This window comes from Staphylococcus delphini (assembly GCF_900636325.1).
GTDB lineage: Bacteria > Bacillota > Bacilli > Staphylococcales > Staphylococcaceae > Staphylococcus > Staphylococcus delphini.
Window position 1 is genome coordinate 193,912 of sequence record NZ_LR134263.1, and the last position, 18,767, is coordinate 212,678.

Sequence of the window (18,767 nt, forward strand, 5' to 3'; positions counted from 1 at the left end):
ATGAATTCTCGATATGATAGAGTACGAAAAGCAATAAGGAGGGCCATTATGCATACACAACAAGTAGACAAAAAACTAGAGGTAGATGAACAAAAATATTTTCATAATCGTGTAGAGGCGCTCGATGATTACACACAACAATTTATGCAACACGTTCCATTTGAAAATTTGGATGTCCAAAATGGCGTAGAGGTGTCTACAGATTTAGACAATCTATATCAAAAAATCGTTGAGGAAAACCGCGGAGGCTATTGTTATGAAGTCAACACATTTTTCGCGGCGTATCTTAAAGAAAAAGGTTTCGAGACACACTTTCTCTCTGCAACGATTCACACTCCAGATGGCGGTCGTAGCTTAGAAGATTCTCATATGTCACTAGCGGTCGTCATCAATGGAGAAACGTATATTGCTGACGTTGGTTTTGGAGACTTGCCTGTTAAAGCGATGCATGTCACGCAAGATGGGAGTGATGTCGTCAAAGATGTCAACGGAGAATATCGTGCCATTAAAGAAGACAGCATGATTTATGTACAAAAATATATAGACGAAGCGTGGCAAACGAAATATGAAGCAACAGATCAGCCACGCACACTAAGCTTTTTTGATGATAAACTTGAATACAACCAACACCATCCTGACTCTGTATTTGTGCGTAAATTAATTGTGACAAAGCCGACAACAACAGGACGTGTAACGATGACCCAAGATCATTTAACAGTGACAGATGAAAACGGTAAACACAAAACGGAAGTGACGCCAGACAATTATCAACAATTATTACAACAGTACTTCGGCATTGACTTGATCGTACCGCGTTTAGAGAAAAAGAAAAATAATCACGAAGGGTGTAAATAATGGGAAATTCAAAAAAGACGAAGCGATTAGATGCGCGACGCAATCGAGACAAGATTTTAACAACGGTAGCTCAAATGATTCGTGAAAATGATGATGTAGAAGCCATGAAGATGACAACAATCGCCAAACATGCAGAGGTTGGTGTGGGCACACTGTATCGTCATTTCGAAAATAAATCAATACTTTGTCAAGCAGTGATTGATAATCAAATCGATGAAATGTTAGCAGATATCAGAACGTTTTTGTCAGAACATACGAATGCGCCGTTATATGACAGAGTTCATGGTATACTCGCCATATTTCTTACATTAAAGGAAAACAACTTAAATTTATTAAATTTTATCGAAAAGAATGGCTTAAAGACGAACGCTATCAGTGGGGCTCCTTTTTACAATGATTTGTATCAGTACATTCAGCGTGAGATGGAGAAAGAATCTGAAATTGTAGATATTGAGTTGAAAATTGACATGCTATTAAACGCTTTTTCTTCAGACATGTATATGTTCGAGCGTTTTACACGAGGCTATTCCAAGGACGAATATTTAAAAAAGTTACTCAATATCTACTTAAAATAGCATAATCGGTTGCTCTAAGATGAAAGCATAGAACTTCAGAGACTTTTGGGTGTCTAGGTTCTATGCTTTTTTGATGTTATGGCTATTTGTGGTGGGGGGATTTTGAATGATAATTGTATGAAGAGCATAGAGGTGAGCATCATGAACATACAAAAAATTGACGAAAAATTACAATTTGATATTGATTTAACTATATTACGTTTAGAAGTATACCAAGAAGAATGGTGGGTTTAATTAAATATAACGTTTAACATAAAAGAAGACCGCAAGCATGTAATATAACGTGCTTACCGTCTTCCTTTCTAATGTGGATTAATCCGAGAATAAATCAAATAAAGTTGTCGAGTTTTTAGTATATGAATGATACTTTTCAATCGCATCACGTAACGAGTACTTTTTATAGAAGTCTCTAATGAATTTTTCAGATTTTATATTTTGCTTATTGTAAAAGTGAATTTTCAAGTACTTACTCGGTTTATATTTAGATTTATACTTTTTCGTATATTCATCATATTTGTTTAATGAAATGATCATTAATATTTCGATTTCTGGTGATGTGGTGACCACGAATTTTTTGTGATTTTACTACTATAAGGAATTGGGAGCTTATAATCTTTTTTATCGTCTTTGATAACAATGAGATAAAGCGCTGTGTCTGGGTAAGATAAGGTCAAATAAGTTTCGGTAAAAGCTTTTGGATTTCGGTATTTTATTTCTAATATTTTTTGATCTAATAAATTTTCTTTGGTGAAAAATAATAATTCATCTTCTAGGAGCATTTCTAGAATGATCTTTTCAGTTTTTCCTTCTACGATACATGCAACTAAATCATTACCGTTAATTCTTTTCATGTGCGTCACCTTTTTGTAGCAAGGCAGCAATAATGTTTTTCGTGCCTCTGTAACTTTGGTATGTTGGCATAGTGTCGATAATACCGCTTAAAAATAAATCACTTTTCTTTTTATCGTTTCGGTCTTTATCACCCAGTAAATCAGAAAATCTGTGTATGTCTGACTTAGGCTTTTTCTGAGTCACATATATAGCATCACTGCGATCTATTGTATCAAGTACTTCAACGTAATGTGTACTAAATATTAAAGTGGCGCCATTGACGTTTAATTCTCCGGTGAAAAATTCGATAATGAGTTGAATGATTCTTTTATTTAAATGGTTTTCTATTTCATCAATAATAAGGTATCCCCCAGTATGAAGGACGCGTATAATACTTCCGAATATATTCAAGGCTCTTATTGTTCCGGAAGATAAATAATCTTCTAAATCCATTAAATCGCTATGGATAGTTTCTGGGATACCTTTAAATTTAATTTTAAATTTTGGCATTTTATCATTTTCATGAACGTCTGGATGTATCGTGAACTCCTCGATACCCGAATCCAATAATTTCACCATATCTTCAGACATACTTTCGCTATAATATGATAGGAAATTGAAGTTAGTATGCATGATTAAGTCGTAAGATTTATTTAACGCTTCTTTTTGATTTAATATTCCTGAAAAGATGGAGTCTTCCTTTTTTAGATAATCAGTATCCAATGCGCTCCTAGACAAGAAACTTTCATAGTTACGGTCGTCATCATATATTTTCTTGTTGAATTTACTTGTCACTTTTAAACGGTTGATGATTTCATTTTCAAAATATACATCATCTTTACTGTTAATGACATGAGATTGAATTGAATAAATGTAAGCTGCATCAAAAATTTTGACATGAATGGTTGCAGTTGGTTTGAGATATCGTACTAAACTATTATCAGGCGTTAAGCTTTCATTATTCAAATAAATGTCTTGAATCCCTTTAATAATGTTTAATGCGGTTGTTTTCCCAGAAGCATTTTTACCAGTTATCGCAACCGTATTTAATTTATACAAAGAATTTTTAACCCTTGTGACATTTCCACCTACTTCTTCTGCACTGACTCTTTTATTGGTTGTATAGTCTATTTCGAACGTATCATTTTCAAAATTCTTTATCCCTTCTACTTTGGCGTACAGTATATGCATGTTTCACACCTCGCTTAACATAATAGAGTATTCTGTTATTGTCTTTCTTATTATACTATATTTTTCGGATTTCCGATAATTATTTACGGAAAATCCGTAGATAGTAGTAAATTTCATATATAAAAAGACCCAACCTTCATAGTTGAGTCTCCTTTTTAATATAAATTAATCCGTAACTTGTGATTGATCGTTGACGAATTTTTTTAATGTTTTATTTAATGCGTCGTCAGCTTCTTGATCGAATGCATATGTGCCGTCTTCGTTATACGTGATGTGTTGATCCAAGATGAAGCGGCCTTTATGAATCGTATCGGCACCCAGTTCTTTAATGACTGGATCCAAACTATACTGAAGTGCCAACACGTGCGCAAACGAACCCCCGACAGCTAACGGCAATACAGTTTTGCCAGCGAAAGCGCTACGTGGCAGTAAATCAAGATATGTTTTTAAAATGCCTGAATAAGCGGCTTTAAATACAGGAGATACGATGATAATACCGTCTGACGCTTCGATAGCTTGATGTGTGGCATTGATAGATGCATTCGTAAAGTCAGCAGTAATGAGTGCTTTTGCGTCGAGTTGATGCACTTGAATCACTTCTGTTTCAATATCGACTTGATTGAGAAAACGTTCCGCATAATCGATGACCCCTGTCAGACGTGATGCTACTTTTTGGCCCCCTGCAATGATGGTTACTTTTGCCATGAAAAATCCTCCTTTGTTCCTCATAAGTTTTTTCTATTTACCTTTTGTATGTCCTATTATATCAAGACGGTGTTGATTTGCATGTTTGGTGTTTGAGCGAGATACCCTAAAAAATGAAATATGCCTATTAAAAAAGATTGCATTGTTCAAATAGGATGTGTATTAATAAGTATTAAAAATTAAAACTATAAAAATATAAATTTGGTGAGATAAATGGAATATCTAGTTTCAGAAAATGTCAGGAAATTTGATAAACTACTTATTTTTTTTGCAATTTTAAATTTTAAGTAGAATGAATGACACGATATGTCCACCCTATTTATTACAATATAACTATAGCATGGGGAGGAGCTTATGAATCAACCATATCGATTGCTTTCTATTTATCAAGCTTTAATTGGGGGAAAGACGGTCAATAAATTAGATCTTGCAAACAAATGGGAAGTAAGTACGAGAACGATACAACGAGATATTGCACATATTCGGAACTTTATGTATGAGAGCTGTGATTGGTTTATGGAAGACGACTCGATTGTTTATGACCATGAAAATGACAGCTATTTTTTGAACCGAAATATTCAGCAATTTAAACATCAGCATGCTTTCTTACAATTAAAGAAAATAGAAAGGCAAAAAATTTTTGTCAAATTTGAAGTGGATATGACGATTTGGTGTTATGTAAAGCGAAAGTATCCATTAAAAAAGTACTCTAGTGATCATGAATTTGTAATCGCAGGCTTGTATACCACTCCGGAAGAAGCACTGAAACTATGCTTTGAATATCGTGGTGTCATGAGACTTTTAGAGCCAGAACCGGTCAAAGAAAAGTTAATTCATGCAATCACTTATCTCCACGATATTTATCAGAAAGAGAGAACAGAATAAGATGAAAAGGAGGTTATTCGCTCTAAATTTAAAATATTTAAAAAATCCATTCAATTTTTAAAAAGAGATAAAATATCAAAAAACTATTGTTATAACCAAAAATCGTGTTATAATATTCTTCATGCGTCAAAAAGAGAGTTGCACAATTTAAAAAGGGTGATAAATTATAATGAACAATAAAACGAAAAAAGCGTTTTTACCTAATAGACAAAACAAATACTCGATCCGAAAGTATACAGTGGGGACAGCATCATTGTTGATTGGTACAACATTGATGTTTGGTGCACACACATCTGATGCGAGTGCAGCAGAAAAAACAGAAGAGACAGCTGTACAGAGCACACCAATGACAGATACGACTGAAACTGAAACTAAAGAAGCACCTGTTGCAGAAGAAGCGACAACGAACGAACCATCAGTAGAAGAGCAAGCAGCAGATACAACATCTGAAAAAGCGAATACAGTAGATGAAACAGAAGCGGCATCTACTAAAGAAACGGGAGCAGTTGAGGAAGAAACAATGCCTGCTGTTGATGAAAATGGTGAAGCAACACCTGACACAACAGAAGCAGAAGCTGATAAAGTTTCAACTGAAGTAGCAGAAGCAGAAACAGAAACAAGCGCACCCGTTACTGAAAATGTTGATACAGAAAAAGAAGTTACTCCAGAGAAAGCCACAACATCATCTGACAACACACCAACAACTACGACTGCCCCTCAAATGGACCAACCTGAAGTCGGCACTTTATAGCGAGTACTTTCGCCATCTGAAAATATCGATCAATTAGAGACAGACGAAGAAAAATCAAAGGCATTGGCAGACCTTTATGCTGAAAATACAGGCGTAAGTGCTGAAGAAGCAGCTGAAAAAGTAAAAGCGATGAATATTGATTATTCAACAGCTGATACGCAAAAAGTATTAGCTGACATGTTAGTCGCGTTTGCTAACGAACAAGACAAAAACAAAGTTGAAGCGACACCTGTTTCATTAAGAAGTGCACGTCCTATGATGCGTATGGCTGTAGCCGCAGAACAACCATCAGGCACATTGATTACTAAAGATAATGGTATTACTAATATTTCAACGACTATGACTGACAATGATAAAGAGACAGATAATGACGGTATCATTTATCCGCACGATTACGGTTATGTTGATGTCCAAACATCATTCAATGTAGCAGATAGTGTGAAGTCTGGCGATACATTTGAAATTAAATATAATGAGAATCTACAAATTAGTGACTTCTTTGAAAACCGTGTCACGCCACCAGCAATTAAAAACGCAGGTGGAGAAGTGATTGCGACAGGAACTTACGATGTAAATACAAGAACAATGAAATACACATTTACAGACTATGTCGATAAACACAATAATGTTAAAGTGTCGTTAAATTTAATCGCTTATGTGGAAAGAGATGTTGTAAAAAGTGAAGGGAAATATAACTTTGAAGTTAATGTAGCTGGAGAAAAAACAACAAAGGAATTGGACGTTAAATATCAAGGATTATTTGAACAAAGACAACTTAATCTCAACTCTTTTTACGATGAATACGATAACGTGACAGGAAAATACTCACAAACAACGTACGTTAACACTAAGCAACAAAGATTAATCAACCCTAAAATTGAAATTAAAGGTTATGGTGGTGAGAAAGATAAGACACCAGAATCAAGTAGCGCAGTTATTTCTAAAACAGATACATTGAAAATCTATGAAGTACCATCTAATGTGACTTTACCAGATAGCTTAAAACCTGATTTCACTCAATTAACGTTATTAAGTGAAGGCAAGGATTATACATTAGTTTACGGCACAGATATGGTCACTGTAACATTAACTGATAAAGATAGTACAAAACGCTATGTTGTTTATACTGAAGGACAACAAGATATGAATTCAAATCAACCACTTGTACAAAGTGTAACATTACACGGAGAAACTTCTGATGCAAATGGTGAATATTTGTCTCACGTGTATTCTGAAAACTTTATTGAAACAACAAATTCAAGTGCTGCCGGACAAGGTGAACAAACATACAAGTTGGGTAACCGTGTTTGGGAAGATATGAATGATAATGATGTTCAAGACATTAATGATAAGGGTATCGCAAACGTAACCGTAACGCTAAAAGAGCCAGGTACTAATAAAGTACTTCAAACGACAACTACTGACAAAGATGGTTACTATTTATTTGAAGGTCTTAAAAATGGTAATTATATCGTTGAATTTACTGATCCTGCAACTAATGGTGAAGGTAAACAATATATTCCAGTTAAAGAGCATGTTGGTAATAAAGAAGATGATTCTGATAGCAGAGTAGTGAATGTCACTATTCAAGATAAAGATGACTTATCAATAGATAGAGGTTTTGAAGTTGCACCAGAACCGAAGCCAGCGACATATGAGCTTGGTGACTACGTATGGATCGATTACAACAATGATGGTATCCAAAACAAAGGTGAAGCACCTGTTGCCGGTGTCAAAGTGACATTAACAAAACCAAATGGCGAAACTTTGGAAACAGTTACAGATAAAGACGGTAAATATCTATTCACTGGTTTAGAAAATGGTGAATACACAGTTAAATTTAGTGAATTACCAGAAGGATATGAACCGACAAAAACGCAAGTAGGCGATGACAAATTAGATTCAAACGGATTAGAGTCTAAAGTGACAATCGACAATGCGAATAACTATTCAGTAGACTTAGGTATCGTGAAACCAGAACCACAACCAGAACCAAAACCAGCAACATATGAACTTGGTGACTACGTATGGATCGACTCAAATAAAGACGGTATCCAAAATTCAAATGAAATCGCTGTTGAAGGTGTCAAAGTGACATTGACGAAACAAGACGGTTCAACAATGACAACGACGACAGATAAAGACGGTAAATATTTATTTACTGGTTTGGAAAATGGTACGTACACTGTCACATTCAGTGAATTACCAGAAGGATATACACCAACGGAAACGCAAGTGGGCGACGCACAATTAGACTCAAATGGTTTAGAATCTAAAGTAACAATTAACAATGCGAATGATTATTCAGTGGACTTAGGTCTTGTGCAACCAGAAGAGGTAGAACCACCGAAAGTAGAAGCAACATTCAACCTTGGTGATAAAGTATGGGAAGACTTAAATAAAGATGGTATCCAAAACTCAAATGAACCAGGTATCGGTGGCGTAACAGTAACGTTAACGAAAGAAGACGGTAGTACTGTAACAGCGAAAACTGATGATCAAGGTAACTACAAATTTACAGAACTTCCAAATGGTAAATACACAGTGACGTTTGAAACACCTGAAGGTTACGAACCAACAACAGAAAAAGTAGGCGACCATGCGTTAGACTCAGACGGTCAAAAAGTGGAAGTAGTCATCAACAACAAAGATGATATGACAATTGACTCAGGATTCCACAAACCAGAAGAAGTAGAACCACCGAAAGTAGAAGCAACATTCAACCTTGGTGATAAAGTATGGGAAGACTTAAATAAAGATGGTATCCAAAATTCAAATGAACCAGGTATCGGTGGCGTAACAGTAACGTTAACGAAAGAAGATGGTTCAACAGTAACAGCAACAACAGATGAGAACGGAAACTACAAATTTACAGAACTTCCAAATGGTAAATACACAGTGACGTTTGAAACACCAGAAGGATACGAGCCAACGAAAGAAAAAGTAGGCGATTATGCGTTAGATTCAGACGGTCAATCAGTTGTCGTAGTGATCGATAACAAAGATGACATGACAATTGACTCAGGATTCCACAAACCAGAAGAAGTAGAACCACCAAAAGTAGAAGCAACATTCAACTTAGGTGACAAAGTATGGGAAGACTTAAACAAAGATGGTATCCAAAACTCAAATGAACCAGGTATTGGTGGCGTAACAGTAACATTAACGAAAGAAGATGGTACTACTGTAACGACAACGACAGATGAGAACGGTAACTATAAATTTACAGAACTTCCAAATGGTGAGTACACAGTGACATTTGAAACGCCAAAAGGTTATGAAGCAACGAAAACAAACGTTGGAGATGACGCATTGGATTCAGATGGACAAACAGTGAAAGTGATCATCAACAACAAAGATGACATGACAATTGACTCAGGATTCCACAAACCAACACCAGAAGAACCAATGAAACCAACACCAGAGAAACCAGAGCAACCAAACAACCCAACACCGGAAGTACCGGAACAACCAGGTCAACCAGAAAACCCAACACCAGAGAAACCAGAACAACCAAACAATCCGACACCGGAAGTACCGGAACAACCAGGTCAACCAGAAAACCCAACACCAGAGAAACCAGAACAACCAAACAACCCGACACCTGAAATGCCAGAACAACCAGGTAACCCAAGTCCATCAATGCCGAACCAACCGATGAACATGGGCGCTCACGGTGAAATGTCACACGACAAAGCACCAAAACATGAAGCGAAAGCATTACCTGAAACAGGTGAAACATCAACAAATCAAGCGCCATTATTCGGTGGCTTACTTGCAGCATTAGGTGCATTATTTGTTGTGGGTCGTCGTAAAAAACAAAAAGATCAATAATCCAAAGTAATAGCGATTCAAGAGGCTTAGAGCGTAACAGTTCTAGGTCTCTTTTTTACATATTGACAGGGAAAGTATCTCAGATTGCATCATTGTTAAAAGCAATTTTGTACGTATCCAGGGGCAATGATTGATGAAAATTGAACTCTATCATGGTAAGGGGACGGTGTAATCAAAGTGGGAAACAGTTCAGAAAGATGTTTTGAAAAATAAATAACACATGTCGAAACTGACCATGAAAGCCTTCAACATGTGTTGGTTTTTATAGTGACATAAGCTTTTCTTCTTGGCGAATACGCACGAACAAGAAGTAAGCATATGGAATCAATAAGATAGATGTATAGGTCGCATGTGTAAGCAACAGTACACCGATTAATTCTGGAATAATATTCAAATAGTAGTTCGGATGTTTCGTAATGCGGTATAAGCCCGAACGAATGATAGGGTGGTCTGGTAAAATATACAATTTCAATGTCCAAATCGGTCCTAAAGTTTTAATAACGTGGAATAAAACGAGGTACGCTAACACAAGGATAATCAGACCTACAGTATTCATCAAACGCCATGTGTCATGGTTCAATAATGTCTCAATTGCAGCACCGACATAAATTAAAATATGCGTGATTGCTAGCCATTTCGAGTTCTTTTCGCCGTAAGCTTGCGCACCTTGTTGCACGAGTTGCTTCGAATGTTTGATCGAAATCGCAAGGCTAAACAGACGAATAATAAAGAAAATCAGTAAAATAATAAAAGCCATGATGTTCCTCCCAATTAAATAAAGTCAATTTATTCTTATATTTTATAGTTTGCCATTTCCAATTGCTATTAACTAATTATTAAATGTATAGAAACCATCAACTTTTTTGGTATTTTGAAATGATTTTATATAATCAATGTGTAAAACATAATATAAATTAACAGTTAAGCGTAAAAATAATACAGTTAGGCAAAAATCGAAATGTTTAAGATGTTGATTTGTTATATTAATAGTGTGATAAATAAGATTTAAGGGGGAATACAATTGGAGAAATTCAATAAATGTAACACTTTTGCACTTAGAAAACTATCAATGGGTGTCTCTTCCATCATGATTGCATCGGGATTGTTTATCGTAGCGGGACAAGATGGACAAGCAGCAGAAAACGCACAAGTAGCAGATGTTCAGCAGCAAGACATAACTCAGAAGCCGCAAGAATCCAATGAAGCACAAATAGAAGTGAAGCAACAAGACATCACGCAATCACAACCTCAAGAAACGAAAAAAGTATTGGGTTCTAGCGATTCAATCTCTTTGAATGATAAGCCTGAAACCAGCGAATCGCCTCTAGTCAAACAACCTGCTCCTTCTGAAAAAACAACAACTGATCCAACAGAAGTTGATCATAAAAAAGTATCTGACACTCTTCCGCAAAGACCTCCAGTTACTGAAAAGGGCAATAGTAAGACAATGGTATCAGAAAAAGACACGTCGCAAACAGCCCCTACTGAAAAGCCAGAGTTAGATCCAGAGTTTTCAGTAGTGGACCGACAAAATAAAGATAAAGACCTAGAGGAACAAACAAAGCCGGCACAAAAGCCAGAGTTAGATCCAGAGTTTTCGGTAGTCGACCAACAAAATAAAGACAAGAATCCAAAGAATAAAACGGAGCAACAATCTAAAGCGACAGAAGCGCCAAAGAAAGATGTAAAACCAAAACCAGCTGAGCAAACTAAAAAAGTCGTTGCACCGCGTTCAAAAGCAACAGCCCAACCCGCACGTACCACTTCGCATGGGCAAACACAAACAACACCAGCACCAACGATTACTGATAAAGTCAAATCGCTAGTTAAATCTAAGTTTATTAATAGAGATCCGATTATTTTTGTACACGGTTTTTCCGTTTTGGTGGGGGATAATGCGCCTAAAGGTTCGAACTATTGGGGCGGAACGAAATACAAAATGATTGAAGATCTGCGTAATGCAGGTTACAACGTTTTTGAAGCAAGTGTGAGTGCATTTGGTAGTAACTGGGATCGTGCGTCTGAGCTATATGCTTACATTAAAGGTGGCATCGTCGATTATGGTGCGGCACATGCTACAAAATATGGTCACGAACGCTATGGTAGAACGTACGAAGGCATTTTACCGAATTGGCATCCTGGACAAAGAATTCATTTAGTTGGTCATAGTATGGGAGGCCAAACGATTCGTCTATTAGAACAGTTATTGCGTCAAGGAGACTCAGAAGAAATTGCTTATCAAAAAGAACATGGTGGCACAATCAGTGAACTCTTCCAAGGTCATCATGACAATATGGTGACTTCGATTACGACAATTGCTACACCGCATAATGGAACAGTGGCTTCAGATGATTTAGGCAATACTGAATTTATTAAACGTTTATTATACGAATACAATATCTTTGCTGGTCGTAAAGGTCAAAAAATTGATTATGGACTAAAACAGTGGGGATTAGCGCAACGTGAGGGAGAAACGTATGCGGAATATGCAAAACGCGTCAGCAATAGTCCTTTGTTTACATCTAAAGATACAGCGCTATATGATTTAACACGTGAAGGTGCAAGTATATTAAATGCCCGTGTCGATTTGAATCCTGATGTTTATTATAAATCTTATACAGGCTCAGCGACATATGAAACGATTTTTGGTACACAAATTGCTGATCCGTATATGAATATTGGCCACGTCTTAACAGGCGATTTAATTGGGATGACAGATGATCCAGCTTGGAGAGAAAATGACGGTCTCGTGTCAGTTATTTCATCACAACACCCTGATGATGAAGCGTTCGAAAATGTCGACTTTAATGCACCCGCAGTCAAAGGTATTTGGCAAGTGACACCAACATTAAACGGTTGGGATCACACGGACTTTACAGGTCAAGATGCACTCGACTGGCATCATCCAGGTGCAGAGTTACAAAAATTTTACCATGACTTAGTGGAAGATTTAGTACGTAAAGAAGCATAGCACAAAAGAAAAGCCCAACATCTCTATCGCAGGAATGTTGGGCATTGGTTTATCTAGTATTCAATATTTGGTGCTTTATTCACATGTTGTTGATAACGTTTTAAAGCAACAAAAGCAGCAGTGAGTACAGTTGCAACGACTAATAATTTTTTCATACTAGCAACTCCTTTACTCGTAGTAGTTTAATTCTAAGTCTTTAGAAGTTTGTTGACGTGTTTTTCTCATTAAGTCAACATCTTCAATTAATGATTGACCATATGAAGGAATCATTTTTTGTAATTTTGGTGTCCATTCAGACTCATATTCAGCAAAGTTGCGTTCTAATACTTCAAGTGCAACAGAGACTGACGTAGAAGCCCCTGGTGATTCACCTAATAATGCGATAACAGTATGGTCTTGTGAGTTAACCACTTCTGTACCGAATTGGATGAATCCTTTACCGTATTCTTCAGTGTCTTTGATGACTTGAACACGTTTACCCGCTGTATATAATTCCCAATCTTGATCTTTTGCTTCAGGGTAGAATGTACGTAAGTGGTTCATGCAACCCTCTTTAGTCATTAAGATTTGATCGATTGAGTATTTGATTAATGGTAAGTTTTTCACTGCCGCAGCAAGTAAAGTTGTGATGTTGTATGGTTTAACCGACTTGAATAAATCTAAGTTTGAACCATTTTTCAAGAATTTAGGACCAATGCTTGCGAAAGGTCCGAATAATAATGCTTTACGGCCATTAATGTAACGTGTATCCAAGTGAGGTACAGTCATTGGAGGTGTACCTGGTGGCTCTTTACCGTAGACTTTCACACCGTGTTCTTCGATAACATCTGGGTTAGTACACATTAAGAATTGTCCTGTAATAGGGAAACCACCTAAATGTTTACTTTCAGGAATACCTGTTTTTTGTAACAATGGAATCGCACCGCCACCAGCACCGATGAAGATGTAATCAGCAAGTTGAACTTGAGACTCACCCGTATTGCGGTTGACCACTGTGACTTCCCATTTACCGTCATTACGACGATTGAAGTCTTTCACTTCATGGTTGTAGTGGACGTCTGCATTTTTGTGTGCTTCGATACTTTTCGCCATTTTGCGTGTTAATTCACCAAAGTTAACGTCAGTACCTTCGTCGATTTTACTTGCAGCCATAATGTCACTTGCACTACGACCTTGCATCATTAATGGCATCCATTTTCTCATCACTTCAATATCTTCAGTGTATTCGATATTGTCGAACATTGGGAAGTCTTTCATTTTGTTGTAACGGTCTTTTAAGAACTGAACGTTATTTTTCCCACGTACGAAGCTGATGTGTGGAAGAGGGTGGATGAAATCTTTTGGTGTATCAATGTTTTTACTTTTTACAAGATAGCTCCAAAATTGTTTTGATATTTCAAATTCCTCGTTAATCTCTTTTGCTTTTTCGATGTCGATTGAACCGTCTGGTTGTTTTACAGTATAGTTCAATTCGCAAAGTGCAGCGTGACCAGTACCGGCATTGTGACGTTCATTTGAACTCTCAACACCTGGACTATCTAAACGCTCATATAATTTAAGATTCCATTCTGGTTCTAAATCTTTAATCATTGAGGCGAAAGTCGTACTTAATACACCGGCACCAATAATGACTATGTCTTTTGGTTCTGATTGAGTTGGCATACCTAATCACCTTTCATTTGTTGTTTAGTGCGGAATATGATTGCAACCATGTCCCTCGAATTACTTCATATATATTATAATACATTTTCTATCATGACGAAAACATATCACTCTAAGTATGGTTGAAACAAAAAATAAAAATTTGTGACGCATCAATAAAAGTAATCATAGAGGGGATCATACGCGTTACTCTATTAATAATAACCCGTATTAAAGGATTGAATCAATGGTTTTTATTAAGAATTAAAATGTTTTTCAAATTGATAAAAATAAGTAAAGATAAAAAGAGAATAAAGATGCTACGTAAGATCATGTCATTGTTTATTCAGGTATTCTAGCAAATTTTTTGATCATTTTTAGCGCCACTCCCTCAGCAACATGCCTTCTTAAAGCCAGCACTTGAATATTTTTTCGTTTATTTTCAAACTTAACTAAAGTTTAAAAGGTATTAAATTTTTAATTGATTTGATTAATCAGATATATAGACAAACGATGAAAACTAATTAAACACCATGTACAGCCTTTATTTAAGCGATTTTATTTGTCTATTTTTTCGTTTATACAAATATTCCATTACATAAAATTAATGCATTATTATTAGTAAAAAAAACAAACGATGAAATCTGTTATATTTAAAACAAGATAAAGAGAAATATTATATTGCGCGCATGATAAAAACGTATTATTATCTATTAATGCAGTGGCAGCAGGTTTGAACCTCATGGAAATTTATTATATGGGAGTTTTGCAATGACAAGAAAATTTAGGGAATTTAAAAAGAGTTTAATACAGGAAACCGCAAGAGTGAAACTTTACAAGTCAGGTAAAAGTTGGGTAAAGGCGAGTATTAGAGAATTTCATTTTCTCAAAGCACTCGGTCTCTCATTTTTAAGTCATGACATTGTAAAAAATGAAGAAGGAGAAGTCACAGTCGCGTTTGGTGACAAGGTGAAACAGCAGGCACTGCGGACAACCGCCATTGCAGGGGGCATGTTTACGGTTAATATGTTGCACGATCAACAAGCATTTGCTGCATCTGACGCACCACTGACTTCAGAAATTTCAACAAAAAGCCAAACTGTAGGGGATCAAACATCTATTACGATTGAAAAATCAACTTCTGGAGATAGCCAAAGTCAACAAGGCGTAGAGAGCGAACGTAATGCAGATTCTGAAGCAACGCCAGTATCAACGCATCAAACCAATGCTGCCTCATCAGAATCAACAAGTCGTCTTTCTGCATCTCAATCAGCGTCGATGTCCACTTCAGATTCAAAATCAGTATCAACATCTGAGTCTGATTCAAGATCAGTATCAGCATCAACATCAGCTTCGGACGCTGCTAAAGCTGAATCAGAAAGCAGCCAGTCAAACCAAGATGAAACAAGCCAATCTGCAAGCAGTGAATCCGAAAGTAAGTCAACAGAAAAAGATACAAAAGTAGTGTCACAACAGCATCAAGCAAGTGCAGTAGTCCAAAATATTTCGAGTACTTCTATTGATAGTCGTACGAATCATCGCAATGATTCATTGAGCCAGATTAAAAATGAAGCTAAAAACGAATCGTTAGCACAATCACCATTCTCTGCGACACAAAGTCCAGATTCAGCAGTACAACGTGTGAATATTCAACCACGTTCAGCGCAAGGGTATTCAGGTTTTAGAGCTGCCGGAGATTCTACAGCTAATAGCAATGTACTTCCTAGACGTGATAAGAGTAAGCCGTTCACAGAAAGGTCCAAAGTATCGAAAGTGTATGTGAATCAAGCTACAGGTTATAACCCTTATTATCCTATTTTCTCTAAAACAGTCATCTACAGTGATGGTAAAACCATGGAGGTTTTTAACTTAATCACTATAGACAATCCAAATACACCACAAATCGAAAAGAATGGGTGGCCAACAACTGTAAACACTTTTCCTATTCAAAACGTTTATGATGGTAATCAAAATCCTTTTGGCAAGTTGAAGCTCGGAACTGGGTATGGTACGCCAACGATCCAACAAGGTGTTTGGGATAATAATGCAAAGACTTGGATTGGCGGTACTTCTCCAAAAGCAGCTTTAGGTAACGCGAAGGATGGTTATTATTGGCAAGGTATAAATTTTTATAAATACATGGCAGAGAAAGGCTATGGTATAGCAGCATGGATTCATGTTCCAATCAACAATCCGAGTGGAGATTTAAATTGGACGTTCCATCCTAACGCACAGTACAAAAAAACTAGGTCGGGAGGAAAATACGACTTTTTTGAAAGTACTTATTTAAGGGGGAAAGATCCTTATTATGCATGGCTGAAGTCGCCAGAAGGCAGTGCGTCTCTTTCTCAATCAACATCTGAAGTGCAAGCGAGTGAATCACGTTCAAGGTCTATTGTGCAATCTATTGAGGATAGCCGTTCTCAATCCATCTCAGATTCAGAATCTACAGTGAAGTCAAAATCGCTGAGCACGTATAATTCGCAATCACTTTCAACAAGCAAGTCAATAGCGGACAGCAAGGCAGCGAGTACAGCGAAGTCAAGATCGATTTCGACAAGCCAATCCATAGAAGACAGCAAGGTAGCAAGCACAGCGAAATCAAGATCAATTTCGACAAGCGAATCTATAGCGAAGAGTAAGGCAGCAAGTACAGCGAAGTCGAAATCAATTTCGACGAGTCAATCTATAGCGGACAGTAAGGCAGCAAGTACAGCGAAATCAAGATCGATTTCGACGAGTCAATCTATAGCGGACAGTAAGGCAGCAAGTACAGCGAAATCAAGATCGATTTCGACGAGTCAATCTATAGCGGACAGTAAGGCAGCAAGTACAGCGAAATCAAGATCGATTTCGACGAGTCAATCTATAGCGGACAGTAAGGCAGCAAGTACAGCGAAATCAAAATCGATTTCGACGAGTCAATCTATAGCGGACAGCAAGGCGGCAAGTACGGCGAAATCAAGATCGATTTCAACGAGCGAATCATTAAGTACAGCGAAGTCGAAATCCATTTCAACGAGCGAATCATTAAGTACAGCGAAGTCGAAATCCATTTCAACGAGCGAGTCATTAAGTACAGCGAAGTCGAAATCCATTTCAACGAGTGAGTCATTAAGCACAGCGAAATCGAAATCCATTTCAACGAGCGAGTCATTAAGCACAGCGAAGTCGAAATCCATTTCAACGAGTGAGTCATTAAGCACAGCGAAATCGAAATCCATTTCAACGAGTGAGTCATTAAGCACAGCGAAATCGAAATCCATTTCAACGAGTGAGTCATTAAGCACAGCGAAATCGAAATCCATTTCAACGAGTGAGTCATTAAGCACAGCGAAATCAAAATCGATTTCAACGAGTGAGTCACTAAGTACAGAGAAATCAAAATCGATTTCAACGAGCGAGTCGTTAAGCACAGCGAAATCGAAATCCATTTCAACGAGTGAGTCATTAAGCACAGAGAAATCAAAATCGATTTCAACGAGCGAATCATTAAGTACAGCGAAGTCGAAATCCATTTCAACGAGCGAATCATTAAGTACAGCGAAGTCGAAATCCATTTCAACGAGTGAGTCACTAAGTACAGAGAAATCAAAATCGATTTCAACGAGCGAATCATTAAGTACAGCGAAGTCGAAATCCATTTCAACGAGCGAATCATTAAGTACAGCGAAGTCGAAATCCATTTCAACGAGTGAGTCACTAAGTACAGAGAAATCAAAATCGATTTCAACGAGCGAGTCACTAAGCACAGCGAAATCGAAGTCGATTTCAACGAGCGAGTCAGAAAGCACAGCGAAATCGAAATCCATTTCAACGAGCGAATCATTAAGTACAGCGAAGTCGAAATCCATTTCAACGAGTGAGTCGGATAGTACATCAACATCAGCGTCAACAAGCGACTCAGACAGCACATCAACATCGTTGTCAAAGTCGACATCGACGAGTGAGTCAGATAGTACATCAACATCGTTGTCAAAATCGACATCGACAAGTGAGTCAGATAGTGCATCAACATCAACGTCGATGAGTGAGTCAGATAGTACATCAACATCATTGTCTAAGTCGACATCAACAAGTGAATCCGATAGTACATCAGCGTCAACGTCAACAAGCGAGTCAGACAGTACGTCAACATCGTTGTCTAAGTCGACATCGACGAGTGAGTCGGATAGCACATCAGCGTCAACGTCAACAAGCGAGTCAGACAGTGCATCAGCATCAACGTCAACAAGCGAGTCAGACAGTACGTCAACATCGTTGTCAAAGTCGACATCAACAAGTGAATCCGATAGTACATCAGCGTCAACGTCAACAAGCGAGTCAGACAGTACGTCAACATCATTGTCTAAGTCGACATCAACAAGTGAGTCAGATAGTACATCAACATCAACGTCAACAAGCGAATCAGACAGCACGTCAACGTCGTTATCTAAGTCGACATCAACGAGTGAGTCGGATAGTACATCAGCGTCAACGTCAACAAGTGACTCAGACAGTACGTCAACATCGTTGTCTAAATCGGCAT

At 37.3% G+C, this 18,767-nt stretch carries 11 protein-coding genes and 4 pseudogenes; 9 read left to right on the plus strand and 6 right to left on the minus strand.

The annotated features are described in order from the left end of the window. Positions 1 to 48: 48 nt before the first annotated feature. Both EL101_RS00875 and EL101_RS00880 read left to right on the plus strand, forming a co-directional pair. On the plus strand, positions 49 to 855 hold the full coding sequence (locus tag EL101_RS00875; protein WP_096596056.1) for an arylamine N-acetyltransferase family protein: 807 nt from the start codon (positions 49 to 51) through the stop codon (positions 853 to 855). Further along, positions 855 to 1,430, plus strand: coding sequence for a TetR/AcrR family transcriptional regulator (locus EL101_RS00880; protein WP_096596057.1), 576 nt, complete (start codon positions 855 to 857; stop codon positions 1,428 to 1,430). Before EL101_RS00875 ends, EL101_RS00880 begins: the two co-directional genes overlap by 1 nt. Positions 1,431 to 1,963: 533 nt before the next feature. On the opposite strand, the gene EL101_RS00885 is transcribed toward EL101_RS00880, so the two are convergent. The 3 genes from EL101_RS00885 to ssuE form a co-directional block, all read right to left on the minus strand. Next, complete coding sequence (locus EL101_RS00885) at positions 1,964 to 2,281, minus strand: hypothetical protein (RefSeq protein ID WP_096596059.1); 318 nt, start codon at positions 2,279 to 2,281, stop codon at positions 1,964 to 1,966. Then, entirely contained in the window at positions 2,268 to 3,452 is a 1,185-nt protein-coding gene (locus tag EL101_RS00890; protein ID WP_096596060.1) for an AAA family ATPase, read from the minus strand. The genes EL101_RS00885 and EL101_RS00890 overlap by 14 nt, the downstream gene beginning before the upstream one ends. A gap of 165 nt (positions 3,453 to 3,617) precedes the next feature. After that, positions 3,618 to 4,157: an NADPH-dependent FMN reductase gene (gene ssuE / locus EL101_RS00895; protein WP_096596061.1), complete on the minus strand. Its 540-nt coding sequence runs from the start codon at positions 4,155 to 4,157 to the stop codon at positions 3,618 to 3,620. Between the two features lie 354 nt (positions 4,158 to 4,511). On the opposite strand from ssuE, the gene EL101_RS00900 reads away from it, so the two are divergent. The 4 genes and pseudogenes from EL101_RS00900 to EL101_RS13755 all read left to right on the plus strand — a co-directional run. Then, positions 4,512 to 5,042, plus strand: a complete 531-nt coding sequence (locus EL101_RS00900; protein WP_096596062.1) for an HTH domain-containing protein — start codon at positions 4,512 to 4,514, stop codon at positions 5,040 to 5,042. Positions 5,043 to 5,211: 169 nt separating this feature from the next. Beyond that, positions 5,212 to 5,326: pseudogene (locus EL101_RS13750) on the plus strand (YSIRK-type signal peptide-containing protein); the annotation flags it as partial. Positions 5,327 to 6,132: 806 nt separating this feature from the next. Beyond that, a pseudogene (locus tag EL101_RS00910) lies at positions 6,133 to 9,117 on the plus strand (SdrD B-like domain-containing protein); the annotation flags it as partial. Between the two features lie 357 nt (positions 9,118 to 9,474). After that, positions 9,475 to 9,627 (plus strand): annotated as a pseudogene (locus tag EL101_RS13755) (LPXTG cell wall anchor domain-containing protein); the annotation flags it as partial. Positions 9,628 to 9,889: 262 nt separating this feature from the next. Here EL101_RS13755 and EL101_RS00915 read toward each other — a convergent pair. After that, complete coding sequence (locus EL101_RS00915; RefSeq protein WP_096543295.1) at positions 9,890 to 10,384, minus strand: isoprenylcysteine carboxylmethyltransferase family protein; 495 nt, start codon at positions 10,382 to 10,384, stop codon at positions 9,890 to 9,892. 264 nt (positions 10,385 to 10,648) lie between these two features. Here EL101_RS00915 and lip point away from each other — a divergent pair, with 264 nt between their 5' ends. Then, positions 10,649 to 12,598: a YSIRK-targeted triacylglycerol lipase gene (gene lip / locus EL101_RS00920; protein ID WP_096596065.1), complete on the plus strand. Its 1,950-nt coding sequence runs from the start codon at positions 10,649 to 10,651 to the stop codon at positions 12,596 to 12,598. Positions 12,599 to 12,651: 53 nt separating this feature from the next. Here the strand turns inward: lip and EL101_RS00925 are convergent, their stop codons facing one another. Together EL101_RS00925 and lqo are read right to left on the minus strand one after the other, a co-directional pair. Further along, positions 12,652 to 12,753 (minus strand): SE2200 family small protein, encoded by a 102-nt coding sequence (locus EL101_RS00925; RefSeq protein WP_019165094.1) that lies wholly within the window; start codon positions 12,751 to 12,753, stop codon positions 12,652 to 12,654. Between the two features lie 13 nt (positions 12,754 to 12,766). Next, positions 12,767 to 14,260 carry an L-lactate dehydrogenase (quinone) gene (gene lqo / locus EL101_RS00930; RefSeq protein WP_096543297.1) on the minus strand — a complete coding sequence of 498 codons (1,494 nt, stop codon included), beginning with the start codon at positions 14,258 to 14,260 and terminating at the stop codon, positions 12,767 to 12,769. A 750-nt stretch (positions 14,261 to 15,010) separates the two neighbouring features. Here lqo and EL101_RS13760 point away from each other — a divergent pair. Together EL101_RS13760 and EL101_RS13610 are read left to right on the plus strand one after the other, a co-directional pair. Next, positions 15,011 to 15,109 (plus strand): annotated as a pseudogene (locus EL101_RS13760) (KxYKxGKxW signal peptide domain-containing protein); the annotation flags it as partial. Positions 15,110 to 15,422: 313 nt separating this feature from the next. After that, on the plus strand, positions 15,423 to 15,704 hold the full coding sequence (locus EL101_RS13610) for a hypothetical protein (protein WP_126489864.1): 282 nt from the start codon (positions 15,423 to 15,425) through the stop codon (positions 15,702 to 15,704). The last annotated feature ends 3,063 nt before the right edge of the window (positions 15,705 to 18,767 follow it).